Origin of the sequence: Pseudoalteromonas sp. S1609, assembly GCF_005887255.1 — a bacterium.
In the GTDB taxonomy this organism is placed as follows: domain Bacteria; phylum Pseudomonadota; class Gammaproteobacteria; order Enterobacterales; family Alteromonadaceae; genus Pseudoalteromonas.
The window spans coordinates 19,169-33,771 of the sequence record NZ_PNDJ01000007.1; the positions used below are offsets into that span (position 1 = coordinate 19,169).

Consider the following 14,603-nt stretch of genomic DNA (forward strand, 5'->3'; position numbering starts at 1 on the left):
CATGTCGTTTAATTTATTAAACATTGCTAATTCAGGAATAAGAGCAAACTCTGAGTTATTGCAAACGACAAGTAAAAACATCGCAAATGTTAATACCGAAGGGTATGTACGTGAGCGCACCGAGTTTACCACCATGATTGATAATCAGGTAGGCCGTGGCCAAACGTACCGGTTATTGAATGAGTTTGCGCAAAAGCAATTAAATCGAGATACTTCAAATAAAAGTTTTTTTGATCAATTTGTTAGTGAAGCGAGTCGGGTTGATCAAATTTTTTCAGAAAAATCAAACAGCTTATCAACTAGTATCAACTCAATGTTTAATAACGTGCAAGAAGCCCTTAATCAACCGTCATCAACGGTTGCTCGTTCATTGGTGATGAGTGATGCACAAAACCTGATTGACCAAATGGATCGGCTTGCAGGCATCGTTTCAGAGCAAAAAGCGGTGGTTAATGAGCAATTAGAGATTTTTTCAGAAGAGGCGAATACGTTAATCGAAAGTATTAGTTCGTTGAACCAAGAAATTGCAGGTGTTCATGGTACCAAGAACGAAGCCGATGCGAGCTCAGCCTACAATGAGCGTGATAAAGCAATTCGCGATTTATCTGAACTGATTGATATAGAGACTCTGGACGGCCCCAACGGTGAAAAACAAGTTTTTATGGGCACAGGTGAAGCCGTTGTTATGCAAAATGGGTCATTTAACTTGTTTTCTATTAGTGGCGATCCTGATGCTAACTTTAAAGAGCTACGTTTAGATGTAAATGGCGGTAAGGCTGTGCCACTCGATATAGACCCTACTAAACTCAAAGGTAAAATTGGCGGTTTATTAGCATTTAGAGACGATATTTTGGTGCCGGCACAAAATCAAATAGGCCAGATGGGTATTGCGCTTGCTGATTCGTTTAATCAGCAAAACCGTCTAGGTATGGATGCAAACGGTGAGCTCGGAGGGGATATTTTTGATATCCCATCGGTCAGTGCTTTTGTTTATCAAGCAAACACCGGAACAGCTAATATGTCAGCAACCGTTGAGGCAGGTAAAGGCAGTGATCTGCCAGCCAGTGATTTTGTGATCACCTATACGGGTAACCCTAACGAAGTAAGTATTCAGCCAATTGATAATAAAGGTGAACCTTTAGGTACAGCCTCTTTAGCAATTATCCCACCCAGTGGCATTATCGATTCAGCTGCTATTACCAGCGGAGAGGCGTTTGGCTTAGAGCTTAATATAACGGGAGCCGGTAATGCCGGTGACCAATTTCAGGTAAAACTTAATAGTGGCGCGGCTGGCAATATATCGTTGACAACAGGTCGAGGTGAGGACATTGCATTGGCCTCCCCAATTAGAACATCAGACGGCCTTGATAATACAGGTACAGGGACTATTTCACCGGGTAATGTTACCGATGTAACCACTGGCAGCTTTAGTAATCCTTTGGGTTTAGCAAATGGCCCTATTAGCATTGTTAAAACAGCCAATGCTAACGAATATCAACTTACTGATGGTAATGGCACAACTACGTTTACAGTTACACCGCCTGCTAACAATATACTCGCTCAAGCCGGTGCACCATACGATGGTTATGGTTTTGACTTTAATATTGAAGGCGTACCAGCAATGGGCGATACCTTTAATTTAGAATTTAATGAAGGCGGTTTTGATGATAACCGCAACGGCCAAAAACTTGCTGACTTACAGAATACCGATTTAGTACGTCAAAATGTAGTAGCGAGCGCATCAGCTGATAATCATAAAACATTGAATCAGGCCTATGCTGGATTAGTCACCGATGTTGGTGTGGTAACCAGTCAAGCAAAAACCAATGGTGCTGCATTTGATGCTTTAGCACAACAATCAGAAGCCTGGTACGAATCGTTGTCGGGCGTAAACTTAGATGAAGAGGCGGCTAATTTGCTACGCTTCCAGCAATCCTATGCTGCTTCTGCACAAGTATTAACTGCAGCGAGAGCTATTTTTGACACCTTATTGAGTGCGGCGAGGTAATTATGCGTTTATCAAATAATTTAATGTATCAAAATAACATTAATAAAATACTTGAGAATCAACAAAATGTAGCTGGTGCGCAGGAGCGCGTTAATACAGGTCAAAAATATTTGAGTACCTCTGAAAACCCTGCTGCTATTTCACAAGGTATGTTGTACACCAATAAAATAGAAACTAATGAGCAGCTGACGAAGAATATTAATCAGCTAAAAGGGCGTTTAGAAACCGAAGAAAGTTTATTGCAAGGTATGAACGACACTATTTTAGAAGCGCAAATGTTAACTATACGAGCGGGCAACGGTTCGTTAGATAAAGGTGATTTGGCTTCAGTTGCCAGTGAATTAAAAGAACTGCAAAAATCACTGCTTAACTTAATGAATAGTCAATCTGAAGGAGGGAAATACCTTTTCTCTGGCTATCAAGACGATATTCAAACTTATACATTTAATAGCACCAATGGCAAATACGAATATCAAGGCGATCAAGGCCAACACGAAGTGACGATCGCAAAAGGCGTTGAGATCAAATCAAGCGATAATGGCTTCAATGTATTTGAACGAGTTGATGCGCGACTCGATGTAGTTTCAAACGATGGAACGCCAACAGGCGGCATTACCGCTGGAACTGTTTATGTTGAAAACCAAGGCGAGTTTGACCGTTTTCATAAAGATAATTATAACTCAGACCCAGATCCGCTTATTTCTCCAACGATCAATACCTATAATGTTAATGTGATCCCTGGGGCGACACCTTCAGCGCCAGATCAATATGAAATATTACGTGATGGTAATCCTCTTGTACCACCCGTTACGGGTGAAGTAACCGATGAACCGATTGAATTTGCAGGTATGGAAATTCAACTTGAGGGGGCAGCACCAGGACAGCTTGATTTTACTCTTGAAAAACCAGGCAAAGAAAATGTACTTAATACGCTAGAAGATTTGATCATTAGCCTAAATGACGAACAACTTGATGAAACGCAAATTAACCAAGCATTATCTGATGGTTTAATTCAGCTTAAAAATGCTAGTGAGCAAATTGTGTTTACTCAGGCTGGTTTAGGTGGGCGTATGAATGTAGTTGAGCGTGTTACCGACTCAAACAGTGCTCTAGATATTAATAATCAAGAAAACAGATCTAGCCTAATTGAGATTGATGCCGCTGAAGCCATCAGCGATCTCACTAAACATGAGTCTGGTTTACAGGCTTCACAAGCGACTTTTGGTCGCTTGGCTAAACTTTCATTATTTGATTATTTATAAATACCATCCAAGGCAGGTTATTACTATACGAGAAAAGTAGGTAATAACTTGCCTTAACGAAGCGGCAAAAAACTGTCACCCCCTTTTTTTCTTCTGTCAAAAAAATGCTAACCTCTGATTTTAAGTGTCAATAAACGCTATTTATTATTATAAAACAGTCGCTTAACTATTTTTTGTTAGTTGGCACAACTAATGCATTCAACTGGTTATAGAAAGTGTGGTTTTTGCTTAAATATTTTGAACCACATTCTGATTGAAACTAGGAGATGGTAAAATGGCTTTAAGCGTAAATACGAATGTTGCATCACTTAATGGGCAACGCAATCTATCTAAATCTAGCATGGCACTTGAAACTTCAATGCAGAGACTATCATCTGGTTTGCGCATTAATAGCGCAAAAGACGATGCTGCAGGTTTACAAATTGCCAACCGACTAACGTCTCAGGTAAATGGTCTAACAGTAGCTCAGCGTAATGCCAATGATGGTATTTCTATGGCGCAAACTGCTGAAGGCGCGATGCAAGAGTCAGCAAACATTTTACAACGTATGCGTGACTTATCACTGCAATCAGCCAATGGGTCAAACAGTGCAGTTGACCGTGCATCACTGCAAAAAGAAGTAGCAGCCCTGCAACAAGAGCTTACTCGAATTGCAGACACTACCAAATTTGGTGGAACCAGCTTACTTGACGGTACATTTGGTACAAAACAATTCCAAGTAGGTGCAAATGCGAATGAAACCATTAATGTAAGCTTACGTAATGTAGCAGCAGACTCAATTGGTGCGCATGAAATTAAAGGACCTGGCAACGCCGCAGATGCAAATACTAAGCTTGGCGATGTACAAACTGTTAACTTAGCAACAAATCATGGTACAAGTGCGGACACGGTTAATATTAACGGTACAGATATTGTTATTGCTGGTGGTTCTGGTGCGGCTGTTATTGCAGATACTATCAACAAGTCAGGTGCCGGTGTGGTTGCAGAGGCTAAAATTGATACCACTTTTGCTGGGATCACATCGGACAGTAAAGGTGTGATTGAAATTAAGAAAAATGGCTTAGTTGAGAAGTCATTTGACTTAGGCAATTATGGTGGTGAGATGGAGCGATTAACAAATGACATGCAACAAGCAGGTTATGATGCCATTTACGACCCTGCAACTGAAGAGATTGCTTTTAAAGCCACAGATGTTGATGGTATTGATATCACAGGCACTGATCAAAGTGGCTTTACTATAGGTGGAACTGCAGTAACCAGCACAGCGAACTCATTTAGTGTGTCCGCAGAGCTAAATTTATCATCAGCGAATAAAATAGGTATTTCAGGGACCACTGCGAATGAATTATTTGGTACAGGGGCTGCTGCAATACAATCATCAGGCGGTACTAGTTCATTAACAAGTATTGAGAGTGTTGATATTTCAGGCGCGACTTCAGATGGTGCGCAAGACGCGATTAAAGCAATTGATGCAGCATTAGCGCAAATTGATGCTCAACGAGCTGACTTAGGTGCGGTGCAAAACCGCTTTGGTTTTACTATTGCCAACCTTGCTAACGTATCTGAAAACGTATCGGCTTCGCGTAGCCGTATTCAAGACACTGATTATGCGCTTGAAACTGCAACGTTGACTAAAAATCAAATCATGCAACAGGCAGGTACTACTATCTTGTCGCAAGCAAATCAGCTGCCACAGGCTGCATTAAGCTTGTTAGGTGGTTAATAATAATTAAAATTAAAAAAGCCAAGTATTTATACTTGGCTTTTTTGTTTGTATTTCAATCAACTAAAAGTTTTTACTGTTTTTTTAAAAAAAAAGCTAAAGGTAATTTTATAACAGCCGTTAACTTAATTAGAACGGAGCTTGAACAGATTTTTATTGTGATGGCTCTTGGTTAAAATCAATTAGTTACATTACGAAAGTAATCAGGAGTTATAACATGGCTTTATCAGTAAATACTAACGTTGCATCAATAAATGCACAAAGAAACTTATCAAAATCTAGCGATGCGTTAGGCACATCAATGCAACGTCTTTCATCTGGTATGAAAATTAACAGCGCGAAAGATGATGCGGCTGGTCTACAAATTGCTAACCGTCTATCTTCACAAATTAATGGTTTAGGTGTTGCTCAGCGAAACGCTAATGACGGCATCTCAATGTCGCAAACCGCTGAGGGTGCGATGACAGAGTCATCAAATATTCTACAACGTATGCGTGACTTAGCACTACAATCAGCGAATGGTTCAAATGATGCTGATGCACGTGCGGCCCTTCAAAAAGAGGTAGGCGCATTACAACAAGAATTAACGCGTATTGCAGAAACTACTAAATTCGGTGGCACTAGCTTATTAGATGGTTCATTTGGTACTAAGCAGTTCCAAGTGGGTTCAAACGCTAATGAAACAATCAACGTAAGCCTTCGTGACGTATCTGCTGATGCTATCGGTGCGAATGAAATCAAAGGTGCGGCAACATCGACAGTTTCTGCGCTTGGGGATGTTCAAACGGTTAACCTAGCCGGTAATATTGTAACTTCAGCAGATACATTAAGTATCAATGGCACAGATGTATCTGTTGGTGCTAACCAAGGTGCGGCAACAATTGCTGATACAATAAATTCATCTGGTTCTGGTGTAAATGCCGAAGCTAAACTTGAAACTACAATTGGTGCTATCAAAGCTGGAAGTTCATCAGTAATTGAGATTAAAAAGGGTGCTACTGCAGTTGATTCATATGACCTAGGTGACTTTGGTGGTGATATGGCGCGTCTTGCTAATGAGATGCAAGCTGATGGTTATGATGCTGTTTTTGATGAAGCTAAAGATGAAATTACGTTTAAAGCGACAAATATCGATGGTATTGATGTTACTGGCGCTGGCGATACAAGTGCTTTCACTATCGGTGGTCAAGCTGTTGCTAGCACCGCAGGTTCGCTCAGCGTTTCAGCAGAGCTTAACTTAAGCTCTGCAGATAAAATTGGTATATCTGGTACGAGCGCAAATGAACTGTTTGGTAAAGGTGCTGCAGGTGCTGATATTGCATCTACAGGTGGTACAAGTGAGTTAACTTCAGTTGAGTCTGTGGATATCTCAGGTGCGACTTCAGCTGGTGCGCAAGATGCGATTAAAGCAATCGATGCTGCTCTTGCTCAGATTGATGCGCAACGTGCAGACTTAGGTGCGGTACAAAACCGCTTTGGCTTTACTATAGCGAACCTTTCAAACGTATCAGAAAACGTATCAGCTTCTAAAAGCCGTATACAAGATACCGATTACGCTGCAGAAACAGCTAAGCTAACGAAAAACCAGATTATGCAACAGGCTGGTACAACAATCTTAGCTCAGTCTAACCAGTTACCGCAGGCAGCACTTAGCTTATTAGGTTAATTTAACAATAAGCTCTATACTTTAACTACTAAGGAAGGGGTAACCCTTCCTTTCTTGTATAGGTATAAAGCTTTATATCGCTTTATAGTAGGAGCGAATTATGGAAACGCAAAGTTTAAATCTAAACATCAACTCAGCTCAAAAAGGTGAGGTTACCTCAAGTTATCAAGCCCCATCTCAAGTTAAGCAAAATGTTGATGAACAGAAGAATACAACCCCCCCTACTGCTGCAAGTAGAAACGAAGTCTCTGAAACTGAGTTATCACCTGAAAAGCTAGAAAAGGTGGTACAGCAATTGCAGGACTTTATGGGTGAAATGAACCGCAGTCTTCAATTTAAAGTAGACGAAGACTCTGGCCGTAATGTAATCAAGGTTATCGATAAAGAGAGTGGTGACTTAGTTAAGCAATATCCGTCAGAAGAAGTATTAGGTATAGTGGCCAAATTAGCAGAAGCCACGGGCGTATTGGTTGATTTTAAAGTTTAGTATTTCAGTAATTTAAGAGGGCAACAATTATGGCTATTTCATTTACAGGTATAGGTTCAGGACTTCAAGTAAACGAAATTGTAAGTGCTTTAGTCAATGCTGAGAAGTCCCCTTATCAAGCTCGAGTAACAAAACAGCAAGCTAATTTCACCACTGATATATCTGCTGTTGGAACACTAAAAGCGTCTTTAGAGGAGCTGAATGGCTCATTGGAGTCACTATCCTCTGTTGAGGAGTTTCAAAAGAGAACAATTAGTGGCAGTGATGATTTTGTTACTTTAAGTTCTGAAAAAGATGCACAAACCAATAATTACTCAATTAAAGTTAATAGTTTGGCCGAAAACCATAAGCTAACATCAGATGCTATAGCTGGCGATGAAGCGGTGGGTGAGGGTAAGCTAACGATCAGCTCTGGTTCTAACAGTTTTGATATTACTGTGTCAGATACAGCAAAGCTTGCCGATATTCGTGATGCGATTAATGATTCAGTTGATAATGACTCGGTAAACGCCACCATTATCACTGATGACACCGGTCAGCGATTGGTATTGTCGAGTAAAGAAACCGGCGCGGAAAATGCTATAAAAATAGTAGTCGATGATGCTGGTGACGGTGGCAATACGGATCTTTTAGGTTTATCTCGTTTGGCGTATGATAGTGATACGACTTCAACAACGTATGCCGAAAATTTAAATGAGGTAACTGCAGCAACCGATGCTTCTATCACTATAGATGGTACGCTTGTGGCTTCAAGCAGTACTAATGAATTTAAAGATGTTATTGAAGGCGTCACCATTAATGCAAAAAAAATGCATGGCACTGATGATGATTTAAGTAAAGCTGTTATAACTGAAAATAATAAAAACATTACAACAGGTTTGAACTCATTTGTAGACAAATTTAATGCCTTTATTGATTTATCGAAACAGCTGGGACGCTCAAGTGCTGAAGAGGGCGTAGGGGCGCTTGCCGGAGACTCCTTATTAAGAGGGTCTGTTAATCAGGTGCGTTCATTGTTAACTTCAGAATTTAGTACGGGAAATGGTAACACTGATTTTTTAGCTAATTTTGGTATTAGAACGGAGCGCTCTGGTAAATTAAGTATTGATTCTGACGCATTAAAAGCTGCGATAGAAAAGGATCCTCAAGCCTTACAAACCTTTTTTGTCGGTGAAAAAGATAAAGGCGGTTTTGTTGCACAGCTTGATACTGTTATTAAGGGTTATACGGCTTCTGATGGTATTATTAGTTCACGTATAGAAGGTCGTGAATCACAGCTTTCTAAACTAGAAACTGATGTAGAAAAATTTAATATTCGTATGGCCAAATATGAAGAACGATTATATAGCCAATACAATGCAATGGATTTATTAGTGGCCAATTTAAATTCAACAGGCAGCTATTTACAACAACAATTAGCTAACCTACCAGGGGTGGTTAAGAAATCAAGTTAAGCGGAGTGAACTTTGGACGCTAATCAGCAAGAATTAACAAAAATGATGTTGCAAGCAACCCTGCTTGCAAATTTAGCTCTACTTCAAGAGCAAATGCCGGCTATTTATGAAACATTTAAAGATTACACGCCAAGCGATACTGGTGTTGCAATCGATGAAATGGGCAATGCTAACTTGTTTAACAATAATGAGTTCGTTTATCAAGATGAGCCTAGAGAATTCGCTAAACAGCAAGTTATTCAGTTTCTAGAAAACCCGCTTTACTTCAAATATCAAATAAATCACCAAGATGACACAAATATTGTTTTTGAACATGCTGCGCTATTAAAATCAATTTACAACGTACGTACCGCTGAAACAGATAATAAAATAAATAACCCTGCTGAAGAAAAGCGCCTCGACTTTGTTTGTTTTTTAGGTGGGGGGTTAGGCTATCAGATAGAAGAGTTACTCAAGAAAAAAGATGTACTTAATGTGTTTTTATTTGAGCCGAGTAAAGATACCTTCTATGCACTTTTACATTGTATCGAATTAAAGCCGCTTTTTGATAAATGCACTGCCAATGGTGGGCAATTTTCAATACGTGTTTCTGGTGGTGAAGATGGAGTGATTAACGAAATTTCTAAGTTTTTGTTTAATCAGGGTCATTTTAACCTCAGTCAAATTCTTTTCTTAAAGCATTATAATAGCCCACTGATTGAGAAAACAATTGAGCGTATTAAAAGTATCGGACATCGTTGGTCTGCAGGCTGGGGTTTTTTTGAAGATGAAATAATAGGTGTATCTCATACTCTGGCTAATTTAAATGAAAAGTTTCCAGTATTGAAAAAGCCTGAGTTAGTAAATAACACTCTGCAAGAAGATTCTGTATTTATTGTTGCCAATGGCCCATCTCTTGATGATGCAATTGAATTTTTAAAAGCCAATCAAGATGACATAATTATTATTTCTTGTGGTACAGCATTAAGAGCCTTACTTAGTAATAATATTAAACCTGATATTCACATAGAAATGGAGCGAGGCGCAGGGCTGCTAGAATGGGTGGAGTCAATAGATCGCGTCTCTGGACTAAAGATAAAATTAAATGAGATAAATATTGTTGCACTTAATACGGTATACGATAGTATTTTAAAGCGCTTTAAAAGTGCGCATTTGTTATCAAAATTAAATGATGCAGGCGGTCGTCTTATTCGTGCTTTGGATACAAAAAAGCAATTTACCTACCCTGACTACAGTAACCCAACAGTATCGAATACAGCACTTGCTACAGCTATTGAGTTGGGGTTTAAGAAAGTATATTTAGTTGGTACTGACTTAGGCTTTGTATCTAAAGAGCATCATCATTCAAAACATAGTATCTATTTTGATAATGACTTTAAGCATAAAAAAGTGGTTGAGCAAGGTATTGAGGGAGCATTTGTTGTTAAAGGTAATTTTACCGAAGAGGTCTTTACGATTCCTATATTTGACTCATCAAAGGGTAACTTAGAGTTATTACTCCAAAAAAACCTCAATGTTAAAGTATTTAATACGGCCAATGGTGCATTTATAAAGTATTCTGAGCCTAAACGTATTGAAGATATTACTGATATGAAGCCAATTAGTAATAAGCAAGATAAAATAACAGAGCTACTTAATAGGGCTACTTCTTTAGAGCAATTATCTGCTGGAAACGTTAACTTTAAAATGGAAGCCATAAAAGCTAGAACAAAAGATGTTCTTGAGCAGCTGTTATCAATTACTTCTCAACATTTTGAAACACGTGAGCAGCTTGCTGATGCGTTTAATTTACAAAATAAAATATTACTTACATTACGTAATAGCACCGCAGACGATAATGTAGTTTATTGGCTGATTCAGGGAACTTTTAGATATTTTCAAGCTTACATTATGACAAGTAGCTATTATTACAATGATTTAGAAATGCGTACAGGATTTATAAATGCATGTATTGATGCGTTTCATGAGCATGTAAAAGGTATTTATTTAGAGTTTATTGAAAACTATAATAAACCGGCCAAAGCTTAGCTTTGGCCTTTTTTGGTAAATAACTTACTTATATTAGGGTTTAATATTAAACAAAGAGAGTTGGATTAGATCACTTGGTTTTCCATTCAATATATAATGATTTTTAAGTACACACTCTTTGCTATAGCCAGCCTTTTTAAAGGCTTTAAAACTTCCAATATTGTCGGTGTAAACCCAGGCGACTAGTTTTCTAATCAATAACGTTTCGAAAGCATATTGGTTAATTAGCTTGATAGCTTGATTTGCATAGCCTTTCCCCCAACTTTCTTTTTCGCCAATAAACAGACTCACTTGAGCAATATTATGAATCCTATTTATATTTCCAACTTTAATATTCCCAATGTGTTTATTATTGTTGGTTCTAATCGTAAATAATTGTTCAAGCGGGTTATTTAAATTAGCTGAAATATAATCCTTAACTGAGTTAAGATCCTGTTTACTAAAACGAGTTTCTAAGTACTGATTTACTAGAGGATCATTAAGCCAAGCAACATAATTTTCATTTACATCGTCTAAAGATATACTTTGCAAAAAAATATCTTTCACCTCATTGCTTGTTACTTTAACTAGATTTTTCATCAATTAGCTCCCATTTAGCAGCTGTTCCTCTTGTTATATTTACAGAAGTTTTCTTACCAATCAGCGTATCGTAATACTTACAGGGGAGACCGTAGCCTGGACGTATTCTTTTTATGTGTTTTTTTGTTATAACTGTACCTGCTGGTACGTCTTCAATAAAATAAATAGAGCGTCTAAATTTTAGGTTTTCGCTTTCGGCTGATTTTACTTCATACCCTGGATTACCTATCGATTTGTACACTTCTTTGCTTTGACTAACAATTGATTTAAGCTGCTCAGGCTCAATTGAAAATTCTGAATCAGGCCCTTTTTTAGATCTATCTAAAATAAAATGCTTTTCAATAAAGCATGCTCCTAAAGCCACTGATGCAATTGCTGCCGTTGTGCCTAAGGTATGATCAGATAAGCCTGTAATAACGTTAAAGCGTGTTGCAATATCCGAGATTGTAGCTAAATTAGCTTGCTCGAATGGCGCAGGGTAAGCACTTATGCAATGCAATACAATTAGTTCATCACAACCATTATCTCTTGCTGTGCTAATCGCTTCCTCTATCTCTGAGATATTAGCCATACCAGTAGACATAATGATAGGTTTACCTGTTTCAGCAACTCGCTTGATGAGAGGTAGATCGGTTAATTCGAAAGAGGCCACTTTATAAGCTGGGGTGTTTAATGCTTCTAGCAGCTCAACGGCTGTTTCATCAAACGGTGTTGAAAATAAAGTGATACCGACTTCTTTGGCCTTTTCAAACAGTGCATTGTGCCACTCAAAAGGAGTATGGGCCCACTCATATAATTTATATAAATTATAACCATCCCATAATCCGCCTTTAATCTGAAACTCGTCCTTATTACAGTCGATAGTCATTGTATCGGGCGTATATGATTGAATTTTTATTGCATCGGCTCCACATTTAGCGGCTTCTTCAATTGTTTTTAGGGCTTCTTTAAGATCGCCGTTATGGTTAGCTGAAAGCTCAGCAACAATGTAAGGTTCATAGTCTAAACCTATTCTTCGACCATCTATTTCTACAAATTTATTTTTCATGATTACTCAAGTAAAGTTAATTTTATATTGGCAGTTAAAGCGTCGTTGCTTTTTTTGGCATTTGTAAACTCAAGCTTATACTTTCCATGTTTTATGTATGCTTTTGGATAACTATCGGCATCTAACATGCGAATATGATCAAAGATATCATCCAGCTCTAAGTTCGTATCAATAACACTTTGGCTTGGATTGCGTCTTGAAAATGCTGTTACAGGGCCTTCTTGAGGTGTTACTTCAGGATTATCGTTAACAATAAACTCAATCATATCAAAAGTTAAAGCTGAACAGCGTAAAAATATTTGTTGCGCTGTGCCCTCCAAAGATAGAGCCCTTTTTAGATAAATAGGGCCTGTATCTATACTTTCTTCCATTTTTAGGGCACTTAACTTTGTGGTGGTATGGCCAAGAGAAATTAAATTCTGCATTGGGCTTCCGCCCCGTCCATAAGGCAAATCAGTCATATGAAAGCAAACGCAATTAAAGTTGTTAATTATTTCTTCGGGAACAATCCAGCTCCAATGAGGAAAAAATATATATTTAGGGTTTAGATGTTTTAAGTGATTATAAGTGAGCTCTTTTTTGTCAGTAATTAAATGCCAATTTCCATTATAAGCTGGCGTGCGTTTTTTATATTGGGCAATATTCCAGTCTTTAATTGTAGCTACAATGTAATTGTTCATATTAAATCGCTTATCGGTTTTAGAGACGCTATCTCATAGTCAAATTAATAGTTATTCAGCTTCAGGTAAATTGCTACTCTATGACTTTTAGCACTTCGTTGGTGACTCTTACAGTGCCTTTGCCATCACAAATATTAATACAATTTTTATGAACATCATTACTTAATTTTAACCTATTTTGCCAAAATTCAATTTCTTTAATTAACTTGTCTTCAATCTCTGCAATTGAAATAAAGCGGATCACTTCAGCTAATTGAAGCGCGTTAGCGATCTCTCGCTGATTGTCTGCTTGTACAATAACAACAGCAGGAAGGCCTAAAGCGCATCTTTCCCATGATGTTGTTCCAGCTGCACCAATCGCTATTGTTGCCGTTGACATAATTTCCGCAATATTACTCGGCGATATATGTAAAAAGACTTTTTTATGACATTGTGCAAAGTTAAACACTGATTTCACGTTTTTTGCTGTTTTATTTAGGATTACATTAATTCTTTCAAAGTATTTTAATTTGATTACTCGCGCTAATACTTGAAGAGTCAAATTGTCAGGATCTGTTCCTCCAAACATTATGAGTAAGGTGCGCTCTTTTTTTACAATTGATGCTTTTTGAAAATCTAAAAACTCAGGCCTTAATAAAGCAAAGCTTGAGCCAAGTAGGAGTTTTGTATGGTTATTTATCAGATGCGAGTATTTAACTGTTGGGCATTGGTAGGTTTGATCTAATAACAAGTCACAATTGTGTTTTCGGTTCGCTAGATCGTCAATAACCATAATTTTTTTGGTTATGCTTTTTACTTTATTATGCCAATGGTTATCAATAGCATAATGATCTATTACGATTAAATCGTAATTTTTCCCCGCTGTTAATTTTAGAAACTCTTCACAGTCATCATCTATGCTAGTACCCAGCCATGAGCTGTAGTTTTTTAAGTCGATGGTATTTTTTGGAGGAGCCATTCTAACAAGCTCAAACCCAGATTGGATTATATTTTCATTACTATTACCGGCGGCATCGCGACAGAAAAAAGTGATATTAACATTGGCATCCTTTCTAATTGCTGTCGCTAGTGTGAGGCAGCGCATCACATGGCCTGAACCAATATTTAAAGAAGCATCAACTCTAAAAGCGATGTTGAGTAATCGAGTCGGAGTTTCGGTATTACTTTTATTTATATTAATGCTCACCATCTAGAGCCTCTTTACGGATGTAAATGAAACATTTTTTATTTTCTATTGTTGTTTCTTTTTCACGCTTAAAGTTACAGGCTTCGAATAATTTAATAGATGCTATATTTTCAATTAAAATAATCGCAATAAATGTACTATTTTTATTTTTTTCTATTAGTTTTAGCGCTTGTTTTAACATTTTTCGACCGTAACCATAGCCTCTACTGCAAGGAGATAAATGCGTGTCTATTTCATATGTATTAAGATCTGTTTGATTAAATCTGACTTGTCCGATTGGTTTGTCGTCAATAGATGCAATATAAATTTTACTATTAAGAGACGCTAGTTGCTTATTAAACCAATTTAAGTGATTTTGTAGGGTAATTGGGGCGTCTTTTAATGCGCAGCTGCGAATAACAGGATCATTAGCCCACTGGTATAAAGTAGTACAATCACTTTGCTCGGCTTCCCTTAATGTTATCATTTTATTTTCTATCCTA

Annotated in this window: 12 protein-coding genes and 1 pseudogene; 8 read left to right on the forward strand and 5 right to left on the reverse strand. The window is 37.9% G+C overall.

Annotation, left to right across the window (positions count from 1 at the left end; genetic code table 11):
* Position 1: 1 nt before the first annotated feature.
* The 8 genes and pseudogenes from flgK to CWB76_RS02625 all read left to right on the forward strand — a co-directional run bounded on the left by flgK (position 2) and on the right by CWB76_RS02625 (position 10,628).
* The gene (gene flgK / locus CWB76_RS02595) at positions 2–2,008 is read left to right on the forward strand and encodes a flagellar hook-associated protein FlgK (protein ID WP_138605274.1); all 2,007 of its coding nucleotides are present in this window, start codon (positions 2–4) and stop codon (positions 2,006–2,008) included.
* 2 nt (positions 2,009–2,010) lie between these two features.
* Positions 2,011–3,270: a flagellar hook-associated protein FlgL gene (gene flgL, locus CWB76_RS02600; RefSeq protein WP_138605275.1), complete on the forward strand. Its 1,260-nt coding sequence runs from the start codon at positions 2,011–2,013 to the stop codon at positions 3,268–3,270.
* A 274-nt stretch (positions 3,271–3,544) separates the two neighbouring features.
* Positions 3,545–3,955, forward strand: a pseudogene (locus CWB76_RS20545) (flagellin N-terminal helical domain-containing protein); the annotation flags it as partial.
* 438 nt (positions 3,956–4,393) lie between these two features.
* Positions 4,394–4,993: a flagellin gene (locus tag CWB76_RS20550; RefSeq protein WP_502704760.1), complete on the forward strand. Its 600-nt coding sequence runs from the start codon at positions 4,394–4,396 to the stop codon at positions 4,991–4,993.
* 217 nt (positions 4,994–5,210) lie between these two features.
* On the forward strand, positions 5,211–6,659 hold the full coding sequence (locus CWB76_RS02610) for a flagellin (protein WP_138605277.1): 1,449 nt from the start codon (positions 5,211–5,213) through the stop codon (positions 6,657–6,659).
* A gap of 100 nt (positions 6,660–6,759) precedes the next feature.
* The gene (locus CWB76_RS02615; RefSeq protein WP_138605278.1) at positions 6,760–7,146 is read left to right on the forward strand and encodes a flagellar protein FlaG; all 387 of its coding nucleotides are present in this window, start codon (positions 6,760–6,762) and stop codon (positions 7,144–7,146) included.
* A 29-nt stretch (positions 7,147–7,175) separates the two neighbouring features.
* A complete protein-coding gene (gene fliD / locus CWB76_RS02620; protein WP_138605279.1) occupies positions 7,176–8,600 on the forward strand; it encodes a flagellar filament capping protein FliD in 1,425 nt (474 codons plus the stop codon).
* 12 nt (positions 8,601–8,612) lie between these two features.
* Positions 8,613–10,628 carry a motility associated factor glycosyltransferase family protein gene (locus CWB76_RS02625; protein WP_138605280.1) on the forward strand — a complete coding sequence of 672 codons (2,016 nt, stop codon included), beginning with the start codon at positions 8,613–8,615 and terminating at the stop codon, positions 10,626–10,628.
* Positions 10,629–10,661: 33 nt separating this feature from the next.
* Here CWB76_RS02625 and CWB76_RS02630 read toward each other — a convergent pair whose 3' ends face one another.
* The 5 genes from CWB76_RS02630 to CWB76_RS02650 form a co-directional block, all read right to left on the reverse strand.
* Entirely contained in the window at positions 10,662–11,207 is a 546-nt protein-coding gene (locus CWB76_RS02630; RefSeq protein WP_232735517.1) for a GNAT family N-acetyltransferase, read from the reverse strand.
* Positions 11,191–12,255, reverse strand: a complete 1,065-nt coding sequence (pseI, locus tag CWB76_RS02635; protein WP_138605281.1) for a pseudaminic acid synthase — start codon at positions 12,253–12,255, stop codon at positions 11,191–11,193. Before pseI ends, CWB76_RS02630 begins: the two co-directional genes overlap by 17 nt.
* Positions 12,256–12,257: 2 nt before the next feature.
* A complete protein-coding gene (locus tag CWB76_RS02640) occupies positions 12,258–12,935 on the reverse strand; it encodes a formyl transferase (protein ID WP_138605282.1) in 678 nt (225 codons plus the stop codon).
* A 73-nt stretch (positions 12,936–13,008) separates the two neighbouring features.
* Positions 13,009–14,124 carry a UDP-2,4-diacetamido-2,4,6-trideoxy-beta-L-altropyranose hydrolase gene (gene pseG, locus CWB76_RS02645; RefSeq protein ID WP_138605283.1) on the reverse strand — a complete coding sequence of 372 codons (1,116 nt, stop codon included), beginning with the start codon at positions 14,122–14,124 and terminating at the stop codon, positions 13,009–13,011.
* Positions 14,111–14,587 (reverse strand): GNAT family N-acetyltransferase, encoded by a 477-nt coding sequence (locus CWB76_RS02650; protein WP_138605284.1) that lies wholly within the window; start codon positions 14,585–14,587, stop codon positions 14,111–14,113. Before CWB76_RS02650 ends, pseG begins: the two co-directional genes overlap by 14 nt.
* Positions 14,588–14,603: the final 16 nt, after the last annotated feature.

What these genes read in the sequence shown, in the direction of transcription:
- CWB76_RS02650 (WP_138605284.1), bottom strand. Translation starts at nt 14,587, where the DNA reads ATGATAACATTAAGGGAAGCCGAGCAAAGTGATTGTACTACTTTATAC.
- CWB76_RS02640 (WP_138605282.1), bottom strand. Translation starts at nt 12,935, where the DNA reads ATGAACAATTACATTGTAGCTACAATTAAAGACTGGAATATTGCCCAA.
- CWB76_RS02610 (WP_138605277.1), top strand. Translation starts at nt 5,211, where the DNA reads ATGGCTTTATCAGTAAATACTAACGTTGCATCAATAAATGCACAAAGA.
- pseG (WP_138605283.1), bottom strand. Translation starts at nt 14,124, where the DNA reads ATGGTGAGCATTAATATAAATAAAAGTAATACCGAAACTCCGACTCGA.
- pseI (WP_138605281.1), bottom strand. Translation starts at nt 12,255, where the DNA reads ATGAAAAATAAATTTGTAGAAATAGATGGTCGAAGAATAGGTTTAGAC.
- CWB76_RS02615 (WP_138605278.1), top strand. Translation starts at nt 6,760, where the DNA reads ATGGAAACGCAAAGTTTAAATCTAAACATCAACTCAGCTCAAAAAGGT.
- flgK (WP_138605274.1), top strand. Translation starts at nt 2, where the DNA reads ATGTCGTTTAATTTATTAAACATTGCTAATTCAGGAATAAGAGCAAAC.
- CWB76_RS02630 (WP_232735517.1), bottom strand. Translation starts at nt 11,207, where the DNA reads ATGAAAAATCTAGTTAAAGTAACAAGCAATGAGGTGAAAGATATTTTT.
- flgL (WP_138605275.1), top strand. Translation starts at nt 2,011, where the DNA reads ATGCGTTTATCAAATAATTTAATGTATCAAAATAACATTAATAAAATA.
- CWB76_RS20550 (WP_502704760.1), top strand. Translation starts at nt 4,394, where the DNA reads ATGCAACAAGCAGGTTATGATGCCATTTACGACCCTGCAACTGAAGAG.
- fliD (WP_138605279.1), top strand. Translation starts at nt 7,176, where the DNA reads ATGGCTATTTCATTTACAGGTATAGGTTCAGGACTTCAAGTAAACGAA.